The sequence below is a fragment of the Bacillus sp. FSL W8-0519 genome (assembly GCF_038005585.1).
Classification (GTDB): Bacteria; Bacillota; Bacilli; order Bacillales; family Bacillaceae_G; genus Bacillus_A; species Bacillus_A paranthracis.
In genome coordinates, this window is sequence record NZ_JBBOTL010000001.1 from 1,857,180 (window position 1) to 1,872,226 (window position 15,047).

At 33.6% G+C, this 15,047-nt stretch carries 14 protein-coding genes; 11 read left to right on the plus strand and 3 right to left on the minus strand.

The genetic code is table 11. The features are described 5' to 3' along the window. The first annotated feature begins 31 nt into the window (after positions 1-31). The 9 genes from nheB to NST14_RS09685 all read left to right on the plus strand — a co-directional run bounded on the left by nheB (position 32) and on the right by NST14_RS09685 (position 9,264). Positions 32-1,240 carry a non-hemolytic enterotoxin NHE subunit B gene (gene nheB / locus NST14_RS09645; protein WP_000162969.1) on the plus strand — a complete coding sequence of 403 codons (1,209 nt, stop codon included), beginning with the start codon at positions 32-34 and terminating at the stop codon, positions 1,238-1,240. A 107-nt stretch (positions 1,241-1,347) separates the two neighbouring features. Beyond that, complete coding sequence (nheC, locus tag NST14_RS09650; RefSeq protein WP_001172007.1) at positions 1,348-2,427, plus strand: non-hemolytic enterotoxin subunit C; 1,080 nt, start codon at positions 1,348-1,350, stop codon at positions 2,425-2,427. 162 nt (positions 2,428-2,589) lie between these two features. Further along, positions 2,590-3,216, plus strand: coding sequence for a LysE family translocator (locus tag NST14_RS09655; protein WP_000433004.1), 627 nt, complete (start codon positions 2,590-2,592; stop codon positions 3,214-3,216). Between the two features lie 356 nt (positions 3,217-3,572). After that, positions 3,573-4,523, plus strand: coding sequence for a sugar-binding transcriptional regulator (locus NST14_RS09660; protein WP_000356563.1), 951 nt, complete (start codon positions 3,573-3,575; stop codon positions 4,521-4,523). A gap of 306 nt (positions 4,524-4,829) precedes the next feature. After that, entirely contained in the window at positions 4,830-5,501 is a 672-nt protein-coding gene (deoC, locus tag NST14_RS09665; RefSeq protein WP_001017431.1) for a deoxyribose-phosphate aldolase, read from the plus strand. Positions 5,502-5,605: 104 nt separating this feature from the next. Continuing rightward, positions 5,606-6,787, plus strand: a complete 1,182-nt coding sequence (locus NST14_RS09670; RefSeq protein WP_000876184.1) for a NupC/NupG family nucleoside CNT transporter — start codon at positions 5,606-5,608, stop codon at positions 6,785-6,787. A 36-nt stretch (positions 6,788-6,823) separates the two neighbouring features. Further along, a complete protein-coding gene (locus NST14_RS09675; RefSeq protein ID WP_001983022.1) occupies positions 6,824-8,125 on the plus strand; it encodes a pyrimidine-nucleoside phosphorylase in 1,302 nt (433 codons plus the stop codon). Positions 8,126-8,158: 33 nt separating this feature from the next. Beyond that, positions 8,159-8,554, plus strand: a complete 396-nt coding sequence (locus NST14_RS09680; protein ID WP_000358525.1) for a cytidine deaminase — start codon at positions 8,159-8,161, stop codon at positions 8,552-8,554. Positions 8,555-8,784: 230 nt separating this feature from the next. Next, complete coding sequence (locus tag NST14_RS09685) at positions 8,785-9,264, plus strand: CcdC family protein (RefSeq protein WP_000561052.1); 480 nt, start codon at positions 8,785-8,787, stop codon at positions 9,262-9,264. 47 nt (positions 9,265-9,311) lie between these two features. On the opposite strand, the gene NST14_RS09690 is transcribed toward NST14_RS09685, so the two are convergent. Then, a complete protein-coding gene (locus NST14_RS09690) occupies positions 9,312-9,542 on the minus strand; it encodes a DUF896 domain-containing protein (protein WP_000789848.1) in 231 nt (76 codons plus the stop codon). 188 nt (positions 9,543-9,730) lie between these two features. On the opposite strand from NST14_RS09690, the gene NST14_RS09695 reads away from it, so the two are divergent. Next, positions 9,731-11,014 (plus strand): aminopeptidase P family protein, encoded by a 1,284-nt coding sequence (locus tag NST14_RS09695; protein WP_229142988.1) that lies wholly within the window; start codon positions 9,731-9,733, stop codon positions 11,012-11,014. A 97-nt stretch (positions 11,015-11,111) separates the two neighbouring features. Here the strand turns inward: NST14_RS09695 and NST14_RS09700 are convergent, their stop codons facing one another. Further along, entirely contained in the window at positions 11,112-11,747 is a 636-nt protein-coding gene (locus tag NST14_RS09700) for a pentapeptide repeat-containing protein (RefSeq protein WP_000687264.1), read from the minus strand. A 281-nt stretch (positions 11,748-12,028) separates the two neighbouring features. Then, positions 12,029-12,574, minus strand: coding sequence for a hypothetical protein (locus NST14_RS09705; protein WP_000458505.1), 546 nt, complete (start codon positions 12,572-12,574; stop codon positions 12,029-12,031). 321 nt (positions 12,575-12,895) lie between these two features. Between NST14_RS09705 and topB the strand changes: the two genes are divergently transcribed. Next, positions 12,896-15,040 carry a DNA topoisomerase III gene (gene topB, locus NST14_RS09710; protein WP_000766745.1) on the plus strand — a complete coding sequence of 715 codons (2,145 nt, stop codon included), beginning with the start codon at positions 12,896-12,898 and terminating at the stop codon, positions 15,038-15,040. The last annotated feature ends 7 nt before the right edge of the window (positions 15,041-15,047 follow it).

The window sequence follows — 15,047 nt, forward strand, 5'->3', positions numbered from 1 at the left end:
AAATAAGTAACGATATAGGGAGAGAAGAAAAATGACAAAAAAACCTTATAAAGTAATGGCTCTATCAGCACTTATGGCAGTATTTGCAGCAGGAAACATTATGCCAGCGCATACGTATGCAGCTGAAAGTACAGTGAAACAAGCTCCAGTTCATGCGGTAGCAAAAGCTTATAATGACTATGAGGAATACTCATTAGGACCAGAAGGCCTAAAAGATGCAATGGAAAGAACAGGTTCAAACGCTTTAGTAATGGATCTGTACGCTTTAACAATTATTAAACAAGGTAATGTTAACTTTGGAAATGTATCGTCTGTTGATGCTGCTTTAAAAGGAAAAGTGATTCAGCACCAGGATACAGCTAGAGGAAATGCGAAGCAATGGTTAGATGTATTGAAGCCACAGCTTATTTCAACAAATCAAAATATCATTAATTACAATACGAAATTCCAAAACTATTATGATACTTTAGTTGCTGCGGTTGATGCAAAAGATAAAGCGACGCTTACGAAAGGGTTAACTAGATTATCAAGTAGTATTAATGAAAATAAAGCGCAAGTAGATCAGTTAGTAGAAGACTTAAAGAAATTCCGAAATAAAATGACGTCGGATACGCAAAACTTTAAGGGTGATGCAAATCAAATTACATCTATTTTAGCTAGTCAAGACGCTGGAATTCCGCTATTGCAAAATCAAATTACAACGTACAATGAAGCAATTAGTAAATATAATGCAATTATTATCGGTTCATCAGTTGCGACAGCTCTAGGGCCAATTGCAATTATCGGTGGTGCAGTAGTTATTGCTACAGGTGCAGGAACGCCGTTAGGAGTGGCGTTAATTGCAGGTGGTACAGCAGCTGTAGGCGGTGGTACAGCTGGAATCGTATTAGCAAAAAAGGAGCTTGATAATGCACAAGCTGAAATTCAAAAAATAACAGGACAAGTTACAACTGCTCAATTAGAGGTAGCAGGATTAACAAACATTAAAATACAAACGGAGTATTTAACAAATACAATTGATACTGCAATTACAGCGTTGCAAAACATTTCAAACCAATGGTACACAATGGGGTCAAAATACAATTCTTTACTTCAAAATGTAGATTCAATTAGTCCGAATGACCTTGTTTTTATTAAAGAAGATTTAAACATTGCGAAAGATAGCTGGAAAAACATTAAAGACTATGCAGAAAAGATTTATGCTGAAGACATTAAAGTAGTAGACACAAAAAAAGCATAATCGAATACGAATCGTTAGAGCGTTAAGTGTTGATGAATGATTTGAAGCTCCTGTTCAGTTGTGAGCAGGAGCTTTTTATACTCTTATAAAGAAACTAGGTGAAAAGTATGCAGAAACGATTTTATAAGAAATGTCTTTTAACATTAATGATTGCTGGGGTGGCAACGAGTAATGCATTTCCTTTACATACTTTTGCAGCAGAACAAAACGTAAAAATACAACAAGAAAATGCGAATGATTACTCTCTTGGCCCAGCAGGATTCCAAGATGTAATGGCACAAACAACATCGAGCATATTCGCGATGGATTCATATGCAAAATTAATTCAAAATCAGCAAGAAACGGATTTAAGCAAAATAAGTTCGATTAATGGTGAGCTTAAAGGGAATATGATTCAGCATCAAAGAGATGCAAAAATGAATGCGGCGTATTGGTTAAATAGTATGAAGCCTCAAATTATGAAAACGGATCAAAATATTATTAATTACAATAATACTTTTCAATCGTATTATAATGACATGTTAATAGCGATTGATCAAAAGGATAGCGGAAAATTAAAAGCGGATTTAGAAAAGTTGTATGCGGATATTGTAAAGAATCAAAATGAGGTAGATGGATTATTAGGAAATTTGAAAGCTTTTCGCGATAGAATGGCGAAAGATACAAATAGTTTCAAAGAGGATACAAATCAGTTAACAGCGATATTGGCAAGTACGAATGCAGGTATTCCAGCTCTAGAGCAACAAATAAATACATATAACGATTCGATTAAAAAGAGTAATGATATGGTTATTGCTGGTGGCGTACTTTGCGTAGCTCTAATAACATGTCTTGCTGGCGGACCGATGATTGCCGTCGCGAAAAAAGATATCGCAAATGCAGAACGAGAAATCGCTAATTTAAAAGATAGAATTTCTGGAGCGCAAGCAGAAGTCGCAATTTTGACAGATGTAAAAAATAAAACAACAAATATGACTGAAACGATTGATGCAGCAATTACAGCACTGCAAAACATATCAAATCAATGGTATACAGTAGGGGCAAAATATAATAACTTATTACAAAACGTAAAAGGAATTACTCCTGAAGAGTTTACGTTTATAAAAGAAGATTTACATACAGCAAAAGATAGCTGGAAAGACGTAAAAGATTATACAGAAAAATTACATGAAGGCGTAGCGAAGTAAACAGTGGACTAGTTCTGCTGTTTATTTTTTTATCCTGTTTTTGTGAGAGGTGGACTTGTAATTTGATATATAAATTTCTGATCAAGTCTTTTATATTTAATGTTTTAATGAAAAAAGCTATACTGTAAGCAAAACTAAAAATTGGAAAGGAAATACTAGAACATGGAAAATTATCTATTATTTATCCTTACAGCAATGTTAATCATAATGATGCCTGGTCCTGGTTTTGCACTAGTTACAAAAAATACTATCTCGCATGGTAAAAGTGGTGGGATAAAGACAGTTTTAGGAACGATATCTGGAATGATGATTCATACAATAATGGCTACGTTAGGACTCTCTGCTATTCTAATGAAATTTGCTATGTTATTTACATTTATAAAATGTGCTGGGGCTTTTTATTTAATTTACTTAGCTGTAAAGTCAATTAAAAGTGCCTTACATAAAAAAGAAGATATGTCAGGTCCAATAGAAATGGACTCTAAGAATATTGGGGCAATTAAAAGCTTTAGACAAGGATTTACTACGGCAATTTTAAATCCAAAAACTGCTGTGTTCTTCCTTAGTTTTTTACCTCAATTTATTGTAAGTAATCAAAATCATTTCCTCCAATTTCTTTTATTAGGAGTCACATTTACGACTTTGACCGCAATATGGTATTTGCTTTATATCTCGCTAATACGTCAATTAAGAACTTTTTTAAGAAAAGAACGAGTGAACCGTATAATGGAGGGTATTACGGGCGCAGTATTATTAGTATTTGGGGTTAGATTATTTTTCCAAAAATAAATATGTATATGAAAAGAGAAATAATCAATAGTGGTTATTTCTCTTATTTATTCTAATACTATTTCACACTTACATACTAATTTGAGTTTTAAAAATGAGTTTCTTAATAATCCGACCTGTTTGCTTAATAAAAAGATTCTACATTATGGGAGATAAGTCGCCCGTAAACGCCTAATTTGTGAGGGATGATAATCAGTAGGGGAGGGACAAACTCCCCATTGATTAAATTTCATTGTATATACTAAGCGGAGTAGAAGTTCAGGTATATAAAATTCAGTAGTCGAAATTTCTTGCATAAAGCTGTATAATGCTTGTAACGAAAAGGAAATACAGGAAAGGATTTGTATTGAGTTACTATGGATAAAGATAAACAACAATTAAGTGTTGAAGTTGCAAGATTATATTATCAATCAGATTATAGTCAGCAAGAAATTGCTAACAAATTAAATATTTCAAGACCGACAATTTCTAGACTATTAAAGTACGCGAAAGAAAAAGGATTTGTTCAAATTAGTATAGCCGATCCATTTGCTGATTTAGATAATGTCGGCAATTTACTGAAAGAAAAATATAACTTGTTAGAAGCACATGTTGTATTTTCCCCAGTGCCAGAATATGCAACGATTACAGAGTATATAAGTAAATATGCAGCTGAGTATATGGAAAAGACGGTTAAAAACGGTGATATCGTTGGTGTAAGCTGGGGAATGACGATGTATGAAATCGCTAGAAAAATCGTACCACAACATGTAAAAGGTGTAGAAGTTGTCCAGCTAAAAGGTGGTATTAGCCATTCGAGTGTAAATACATATGCAAATGAAACCATTGCATTATTTGCAGATGCTTTTCAAACGACGCCAAGAAATCTACCTCTTCCAGTTATATTTGATAATGCAGTGACAAAAGAATTAGTAGAGCAGGATCGACATATTCATCACATTATCGAAATGGGGAAACAAGCGAATATTGCAATTTTCACTGTAGGAACAGTGCGAGACGAAGCGCTATTATTCCGATTAGGTTATTTCGATAAGGATGAAACGAGTTTACTCAAAAAACAATCGGTCGGTGACATTTGTTCACGTTTCTTTGATGGAGACGGAAATATTAGTAGTGAAGAAATTAATAAGCGAACCATCGGAATTGAGTTAGAAGAACTAAAATTAAAGAAACGCTCTATTTTAGTTGCAGGTGGTAATAGAAAAATAAAAGCAATTGATGGTGCGTTACGTGGCGGATATGCAAATGTATTAATTATCGATCAGCATACGGCGAAAGAATTGTTACATTATCAAAAAGAAGATTAGAAATAAAAGGCTTTCTCAAGATATTCATTTTGAGAAAGCCTTTTATTTTGTTATGTATGAATTATGGGATTATTTTTGAATACAAATTGCCTTTTTTAAAATAATTATGGATATTGAGATACATACTACCATTGTTAATATAAAAAATTTGAATTTATATATGAAGTATTTCTTAGTTAGAATGCGCTTTATTTACTAGAAGGAAATTCCTTTTTAAAAAGAATGAACAAAATTTCAAAAGTATATTTACATTTGTTCAACTAAGAGTTAGAATGAAGTTGTTAAAAGATATGAGGAGTGAAGATAATGAATATTGCAAAGTTAATTGACCATACAATTTTAAAAGCTAATGCTACAAAAGAAGATGTTATGAAAGTAATCGAAGAAGCAAAGGAATATAAATTCGCTTCTGTTTGTATTAACCCAACATGGGTAAAGCTAGCTGCTGAGGAACTAGCTGGACATGATGTAGATGTTTGTACTGTAATCGGTTTCCCATTAGGAGCAAGCACGACTGAAACAAAAGCATTTGAAACAAAAGATGCTATCGCAAAAGGTGCAACTGAAGTTGACATGGTAATCAACGTAGGCGCTTTAAAAGATGGCGACGACGAACTTGTTGAAAAAGACATTTATGAAGTAGTACAAGCAGCAAAAGGAAAAGCTCTTGTAAAAGTAATCATTGAAACTTGTCTATTAACAGATGAAGAGAAAGTACGCGCTTGTGAATTATCAGTAAAAGCTGGTGCTGACTTCGTAAAAACTTCAACTGGATTCTCAACTGGCGGAGCAACTGCTGAAGATATCGCATTAATGCGTAAAACAGTAGGACCAAACGTTGGTGTAAAAGCATCTGGTGGTGTTCGTACACGTGAAGATGCAGACAAAATGGTAGCTGCTGGAGCTTCTCGTATTGGAGCAAGTGCTAGTGTTGCAATCGTATTAAATGATGCAAAAGGTGCTACAGATAACTACTAATCATTAGTGAAGTCAAGGGCAATAGATACACAAAGTAAAGTGTATCTATTGCTTTAACAATTGAAAGAAATGTAAGCGGATACGAACACGGGAGGAGATGGCTTATGAAATACTTAATCGGTGTTTTTGGCCTCGTATTGATTTTAGGTATCGCTTGGCTTGCTAGTAATGATAGAAAGAAAGTCAAATATCGTCCAATCATAACGATGGTTATATTACAATTCATTTTGGGGTTTCTATTATTAAATACAAGTGTAGGGAATATATTAATTAGCGGAATAGCAGATGGTTTTGGAGAGCTATTAAAATATGCCGCTGACGGTGTAAATTTCGTATTTGGTGGATTAGTAAATCAAAAAGAGTTTTCATTCTTTTTAAGTGTATTAATGCCAATCGTATTTATATCAGCTTTAATCGGTATTTTGCAACATATTAAAGTGTTACCTATTATTGTGAAATCTATCGGTCTAGCATTAAGTAAAGTAAATGGAATGGGGAAACTAGAATCATATAACGCTGTTGCTTCTGCGATTTTAGGACAATCTGAAGTGTTTATTTCAGTTAAGAAACAATTAGGATTATTGCCAGAGAAAAGAATGTACACATTATGTGCATCTGCAATGTCTACCGTTTCCATGTCTATCGTTGGATCGTATATGGTGTTATTAAAACCCCAATATGTTGTAACCGCTTTAGTGCTTAACTTATTCGGGGGCTTTATTATTGCTTCTATTATTAATCCTTATGAAGTTACTGATGAAGAAGATATGTTAGAAGTACAAGAAGAAGAAAAAAAGACTTTCTTTGAAGTATTAGGGGAATACATTATTGATGGATTTAAAGTTGCGATTACAGTAGCAGCTATGTTAATTGGTTTCGTTGCTCTTATCGCATTCATTAATGCAGTATTTAAAGGTGTAATCGGTATTTCATTCCAAGAAATTCTCGGTTATGCATTTGCACCATTTGCATTTATTATGGGTGTACCTTGGCATGAAGCAGTTAATGCCGGAAATATTATGGCAACAAAATTAGTATCAAATGAATTTGTCGCTATGACAGATTTAGCACAAGGAAACTTTAATTTCTCAGATAGAACGACAGCGATTATATCTGTATTCTTAGTTTCATTTGCAAACTTCTCTTCAATTGGAATTATTGCAGGGGCAGTTAAGAGCTTAAATGAAAAGCAAGGGAATGTAGTCGCAAGATTTGGTTTGAAATTACTTTTCGGTGCAACATTAGTAAGCTTCTTATCAGCAACAATCGTAGGCTTATTATTTTAATAGATTCATATCATATAAAAAGGAATGGTGATTGTAATGAGAATGGTAGATATTATTGCGAAAAAACGTGACGGCAAAGAATTAACAACTGAAGAAATCAAATTCTTTATTAATGGTTATACAGACGGAAGTATACCTGATTATCAAGTAAGTGCACTTGCAATGGCAATCTTCTTTAAAGATATGACAGATCGCGAACGTGCAGATTTAACGATGGCAATGGTGGAGTCTGGAGAAACAATCGACTTATCTGCAATTGAAGGAATTAAAGTAGACAAACATTCAACTGGTGGTGTTGGTGATACAACAACATTAGTATTAGGGCCATTAGTAGCTGCTTTAGATGTACCAGTAGCAAAAATGTCTGGTCGTGGTTTAGGACATACGGGCGGAACAATTGATAAATTAGAAGCAGTAGAAGGATTCCACGTTGAAATTACGAAAGAGCAGTTCATTGATATTGTAAACCGTGACAAAGTAGCTGTTATCGGACAAACAGGAAACTTAACACCTGCAGATAAAAAGATTTATGCATTACGCGATGTAACAGGAACTGTTAACTCAATTCCTCTAATTGCAAGTTCAATTATGAGTAAAAAAATTGCAGCTGGAGCTGACGCAATCGTACTTGATGTAAAAACAGGTGCTGGCGCGTTTATGAAAACAGAAGAAGATGCAAAAGAATTAGCACATGCAATGGTACGTATCGGAAATAATGTAGGACGTCAAACAATGGCTGTTATTTCTGATATGTCACAACCACTTGGTTTTGCAATCGGTAATGCTCTAGAAGTGAAAGAAGCAATTGATACATTAAAAGGTGAAGGTCCAGAAGATTTAACAGAATTAGTACTCGTATTAGGAAGTCAGATGGTTGTACTTGCGAAAAAAGCTAATACATTAGAAGAAGCGCGTGAAATGTTAATTGAAGTGATGAAGAACGGAAAAGCAACTGAGAAGTTTAAAGAGTTCTTAAGCAATCAAGGTGGAGATAGCTCGATTGTAGACAATCCAGAAAAAATGCCACAAGCGAAATATGTAATTGATGTACCTGCTAAAACTTCAGGTGTTATTTCTAACATTGTTGCTGATGAAATCGGTATCGCAGCTATGCTACTTGGTGCTGGTCGTGCAACAAAAGAAGATGAAATCGATTTAGCAGTAGGATTAATGTTACGTAAAAAAGTTGGAGATGCAGTAAAAGAAGGCGAGCCATTCGTAACGATTTATGCAAATCGCGAAAATGTAGAAGATGTAAAAGCGAAAATTTATGAGAACATTTCTATCGCTGAAACAGCAGTGGCTCCTAAATTAGTTCATACAGTTATTACTGACTAATCATAATTACACTTACTTTGAGGGGGAAATAATATGGATAAGAAAAAATATATTGAAGAAGCAAATAAGATGTTAGAAAAAGCATATATTCCGTATTCAAAATTTCCTGTTGGGGCAGCATTAGTTACGAAAGAAGGTAAAATTTATACTGGTTGTAATATAGAAAATGCTTCTTATGGTTTATGTAACTGTGCAGAAAGAACAGCAATCTTTAAAGCAGTATCAGAAGGTGAGCGCGACTTTAGTTACTTAGTTATTACAGGAGAAACGGACGGACCAATTTCACCATGTGGTGCTTGTAGACAAGTAATTGCTGAATTTTGTGATCCGAAAATGCCTGTATTACTAACGAATGTAAAAGGCGATGAAAAAGAAGTGACTGTTGAGCAATTACTTCCAGGTGCTTTTACAAATGACGATTTAAAATAAGTTAAAAGCCATTTTGCAATATTAATTGCAAAATGGCTTTTTTGTTTGAAAATTGAATGTAATATTTTGTTCATATTCCGTTCATAAACTTTGCGTAAAATGATTGCAGCGAATATGGAAAGTTTACAGCAGGAGGGATATAATGAAGAAATTCTATAATGGTGCTTGTAGTTACTTATTAATTTATGATTTTGCTCAAAAAGTCATTTAAATAGATAGGAGTGGAAAGTATGATAGCACTTTTATCAAGTATTGTAGCAGTCTGTATGGCTGTTGGTGTCATGTTTCTTCGCTTTAAAGCAGCGAAAAAACCGGTAACGAAAAAGAAAATTATATTGCCCCCATTTTTTATGAGTACTGGTGCTATGATGTACTTCTTACCAGCGTTTCGGTTAACGTCATTAGAAATAGTAGAAGCAATTACTGTAGGACTTATTTTCTCTATATTCCTTATTAAAACAACGAAGTTTGAAATAAGAAATGAACAAATATATATGAAACCGTCAAAAGCATTTATATTTATTTTAGTTGGATTATTAGCAGTGCGAGTAGTAATGAAATCGTATTTAAGTCAATCGATTGACTTAGCAGAGTTAAGTGGAATGTTTTTCTTACTCGCTTTTGCAATGATTGTATCGTGGAGAATTGCTATGTATCGCTCGTATGCTAAATTAGAAAAAACAATAAAAAGAGCTGGAATTTCTAAATAGGAAATCCAGCTCTTTTTATGTTTTATTGAAATTCTTTTGCGCGGAACTCATTTGCTTAATTTTAAACGTATTTGAGCATCTTGTAATGCGGCTGGTGTCACGTTAAGACCATTTTGATCAACAATTTTTGTGTTTAATAAAATGGAATCTAAGCTTCCACGAAATGTTTGTGTATAGTTTTGACGTAGCATTTGTTGTTCTTGTTTTTCATCAACTGTTAATCCAGTTGCTTTTTCTTTTTTTGATAATTCGTTAATACGTAATAAAATGTTTTTCATTTGTTTCACCTCTAATTTAATTTAATTACATTAGTTGCTTACTAATTTATAGTTATTTTAACGTGTAATTTTAATTATGTCAACACCATCAAAAAAGGTTAAAAATTGACGAAAAATTGTAACAATAATAAAATGAATTGATTAGATAATTATTTTTTAATCATACATAGAACGCTAGGGGGATTATTATGAAATCAACATTTTTTGCTCAAAATAGAGAACGATTAGTAAACACATTACCAGATGAATCGATTACAATTTTATTTGCTGGTCAAGCACCTCATATGTCAGCGGATGCACATTATAAGTTTGTGCCGAATCGGAATTTTTATTATGTAACAGGAATCGATGAACCAAATGTTATTTTTATGCTGAAAAAGTTTGGGAATTGTGTAGAAGAGACACTTTTCATTGAAAAATCAGATCCAGTAATGGAAAAATGGGTCGGTAAAACAGTTTCTAAAGAAGAAGCAGAGAAAATTTCTGGTATAAAGAAAGTTGTATATTTAGATAGTTTTGAGAAGACAATGTCAAATATACTCTTCACAGAAAATATGAAGCATCTATATTTAGATTTAGAGCGTCGTGAGTGGAATGGTACAGAGACAAAAACGCTAGCATTTGCTAAACATGTAAGAGAACAATATCCACACGTAACAATTGGTAATGTATATCCGAATATTTGTGAATTGCGAGTGTTTAAAACAGAAGAAGAAATTGAAATTATGAAAGAAGCGATTGCTGTAACGAAAGACGGTATTTACAATGTACTTAAGCATGCAAAAGCAGACATAATGGAATATGAATTAGAAGCTCAGTTTGATTTCACACTGAAGTCATCTGGCATTAAGCATCATGCGTTCAATACAATTTTGGCAAGTGGGAAAAATGCTACAGTTCTTCATTATGAAGATAATGATGCGCAAATTCAAAATGGTGATTTAGTATTACTAGATTTAGGCGCTCAAAAAGACTACTATAACGCTGATATTAGTTATACATTCCCAGCAAATGGAACATTCTCTAGTCGCCAAAAACAAATTTATAATATCGTATTAAAAGCATTGAAAGAAACAACAGAGATTATTAAGCCAGGCTTAAAGTTCGCTGCATTAAATGAGCATGCTAAAAAAGTACTTGCAGAAGGGTGTAAAGCGGTTGGTTTAATTCAAGAAGATGAAGAGTTATCAAAATATTATTATCATGGTGTCAGCCATTTCCTTGGTTTAGATACGCATGATGTAGGGACATACAAAGATAGAGTATTAGAAGAAGGCATGGTTATTACAATTGAACCTGGTCTTTATATTGAAGAAGAATCGATTGGAATTCGTATTGAAGATGATATTCTTGTAACGAAAGACGGATACGAAAACTTGTCAAAAGATATCATTAGAGAAGTTGAAGAGATTGAAGCGTTTATGAGTGTAAATAATGAACATGTCAAAGGAAAACAAGCTGTAGTTAAATAATAAGAAAGTCATCACTAATTTATTTGAACTTTATCTCGAATCGTGGACAATTAAAAAATCCATGATTCGGGATAGGGTTCTTTTTATCTTCGAAATACTAATCTTTAATTATTAATCCTAATAAAGTCGCAAACTGAACAGCTTGATATGTAGATACTTTACATCCCCTTAAATCGCTCACTGAAACTGTCAGAGTATTAAAATTAGAAGAGCTAATATCGATCCCCTTCAGTGATGTCTGGTCAAAATTAGCTTCGTCAAGGCTACATAATTGGAATTCAACTTTTTTTAGTTTACAGTCAAAAAAATCTGCACTATTTAATGAAGTTTCATTAAATACAATCTTTTCTAGTTTAGAATTTCCAAATGCAGCTAAGTTCAAAATAGAATTCTCAAATTTAACATTTCCTAAGCTAGATTCTGTAAAATTAACCCCGATTAATTTACTGTTTTTAAATTCAACTCTGTGAACAGAAGAATTGCTTAAATTAACATTTGATAAATCACAGTTTTCAAAACAAACATCTGTAATATCAATATTGCTAAAGTCTGTATTCGTGAACTTACAATTCTTTATCACGGCATCATATAATCGTACTCTATCCACAGATTCATTTTCGAAAGTGGAATCGATAATTTCACACATTTCTAGTGTAGGATCTTCTTCATAAAAAATATCTTGAAAATTTTTTGAAGATAACTCTGGTGAAATTTTGGGTCTATCAATTTTCATGGTATATCAATCCTCTTCTATTTGATATATAAGTGTAATTTAGGTTTAGTGAATCCCCGAAAGGAACATTAGTTCTTATTATACACAATCATACGTTTTTTTGTGAAGAGGATTTTGGTTACCTTTTTCTAATTTAATAATCACAGTGTTATTGTTTCTTAAGAAATAAAGCCCTAATAAATAGGAGAACTGCTAATACATTCGTTACAGAGAAATCCTCTTGCATACCTAAAAGTATGGCTTCTTCTAAGGTTTCTGATTTAATAATTTTGTTTTAAGTGTTAGTGCATATGTTGTTTATACTCGTGTGAAGTTGAAGGAGTAAAATCGGGGAATGTTATGAATACCGAAACAATAATTACAACACTAATTGAAAGCAATAACAAAAAGCATCGGTGGATCACAGTAGAAAACCTTTCTGATAAAATTTGAATTATAAATGACATAGTAATCGTTATAGTAAATAAAAGGCTGATAAACAGTATACTATGAGCTTGTTGCGCATTTAGCATTTCTGTAATCATTGCTCCCATCATACTTGCCATTACCCCAGAGAACATTCCTTCTAAAGCAGTATATAGATGAAAACGTAGACCAACTAAAAAGCCGATACAACCACTAATTAAAATCGCAAGCAAAGTAGAATATAGCAATTCTCCTTTAAATAGAATACCTAAATAAAAACCTATACTTAAACCGATACTCATACTAAAAGACATAATAAATACCATATACTCCATTAGGGTACCACTACGTTTCGAAATATATGATGTAATAATAATTGAGATACAGCAAAGCATTAAGGCAGTTAATGTATAAGCAAACATCATGATACCTCCCTGTCCTATCATTCACTTCATCATATGTTCATATAGAGAGTACTTATGCTTATTTATATCTGCATATTATCTGCACAATTTCATAAATGAAAGCAAGGTGGCGTTTGATTTTTTTACGTGTGAACATGTGAAAGAAAGTGTTATATAATGAGTTTCTATTGTGAAGCAATAAAGAATAAGCGTATAATATTATAGTTATCCCATTACTTGGGACAACCCGCGAATGATAAATAAGATTGTTGTTTTATCATCGCTTCTAAACAGATAGACAATGAAAGTAACAGTGGAATACAGATAGGGAGTTATAAAATGAAATTAATTATTGCCGAGAAACCAGATCAAGGTTTGGCTCTTGTTTCACAATTTAAATATCGCCGGAAAGATGGATATTTAGAAGTAGAAGCGAATGAGTTATTTCCAAATGGAGCGTACTGTACATGGGCAATTGGTCATTTGACGCAGTTATGTAATCCAGAACATTATCATGCAGAGTGGAAAAAATGGTCACTTGATACGTTACCGATGATTCCAGAGCGTTTTCAATTTGAAGTAACAAAGTCGAAGTATAAGCAATTTAACGTTGTGAAACAGCTGTTACATAATCCACAGGTAACAGAAATTATTCACGCGGGCGATGCTGGGCGTGAAGGGGAATTGATTGTACGAAATATTATTAACCTTTGCAACGTGCAAAAGCCAATGAAGCGTCTTTGGATTTCCTCTTTAACGAAGCAAGCTATTTACCAAGGATTTAAAAACTTGCTTGATGAATCAGACACGATTAATACGTATTACGAAGCATACACAAGATCTTGTGCTGACTGGGTTGTTGGTATGAATGCATCGCGTGTGTTTAGTATTTTGCTAAAGAAAAAAGGAATGAATGATGTATTTTCAGCTGGTCGTGTACAAACACCGACACTCGCGTTAATCGTAAAGCGTGAAAAGGAAATAGAAAACTTTAAGTCAGAGCCGTTCTGGGAAGTGTTCGCAACCTTTAATATAGAAGGAAAGAAGTATGAGGGGAAATGGGAGAAGGATAGTGAATCCCGCTTAAAAGACCCTGATATGGCGAATAAAATTGCGGCATTTTGCCAAGGTAAAACGGCAGTAGTGAAGGAAATGAAAACGGAGCGTAAAGAATTTCAGCCGCCGCTTTTATTTAACTTATCATCACTGCAAGCAACGGCAAATAAAGCCTTTAAGTTTTCACCGAAAAAGACGCTTGATATAACGCAAGCACTATATCAAAAAGGGATTGTTTCTTATCCTCGTTCGGATTCCAACTATGTTACACAAGGTGAAGCGGCAACATTCCCTGATATTTTACAGAAGTTAAGTCAGTTTGATGAATATAAAGGTTTATTACCAGCTCCGGTTGAATCGATTATGAATAATAAGCGTTATGTGAATGAAAAGAAAGTAACAGATCACTACGCCATTATTCCGACAGAGCAAGTTACAAACCCAAGCAGATTATCAGGTGATGAAAAGAAAATTTACGATATGATCGTAAGAAGGCTTATTGCAGCTCATTATGAAGTTGCAATCTTTGACTATACAACAATTGTAACGCTTGTAGATGAACGTGCTGAATTCATTTCAAAAGGAAAACAGCAAATTCAAGAAGGATGGCGTAAAGTTATTTTCCAAGACGATAAAGATGACGAAACCATTCTTCCAATTGTAGCTGAAGGTGAAGAAGGAAAAGTTGTAAAGGTGAAAGTGAAAGAGGGAAAAACACAACCACCGAAGCGTTATACAGAAGGACAACTTATTACGTTAATGAAAACAGCTGGTAAGTATTTAGAGAATGAAGAGCTGGAGAAAGTATTAAAGAAAACAGAAGGTTTAGGTACAGAAGCGACCCGTGCAGGTATTATTACGATGCTAAAAGACCGTAAATATATAGATGTGAAGAAGAACCAAGTGTATGCGACCGATAAAGGGAAAGTATTAATTACCGCAATCGGTGACAAAATACTAGCTTCACCAGAAATGACCGCAAAATGGGAGCAACGTCTTGCGGAAATTGGGGAAGGTACAGCATCACCAGCAACTTTTATGGAACAAACGAAAAAATTATCAGCTAAAATTATTGAAGATGCGGTTGAAATGTCTGAGAAGTGGGATTTCACTGGATTACATGTTGAATCGATTGAGCGAAAAGGATCGAAATTTACAACAGGTAAAAAGGTTGGTAGCTGTAAAAAATGTGATGGCGATGTAATTGATAAGTCAACGTTTTACGGCTGTTCTAATTACAACACGACACAATGTGACTTTACCATCTCGAAGAAGATATTAAGTAAAACAATTTCGCAAAAGAATATGACAAAGCTCTTAAAAGGTGAGAAAACCGATTTAATTAAAGGCTTTAAAAAGGGCGAGAAAACATTTGATGCGAAATTAGAGTGGAAAGATAATAAGATTAATTTTGTATTTGAGAATTAATTTGTTA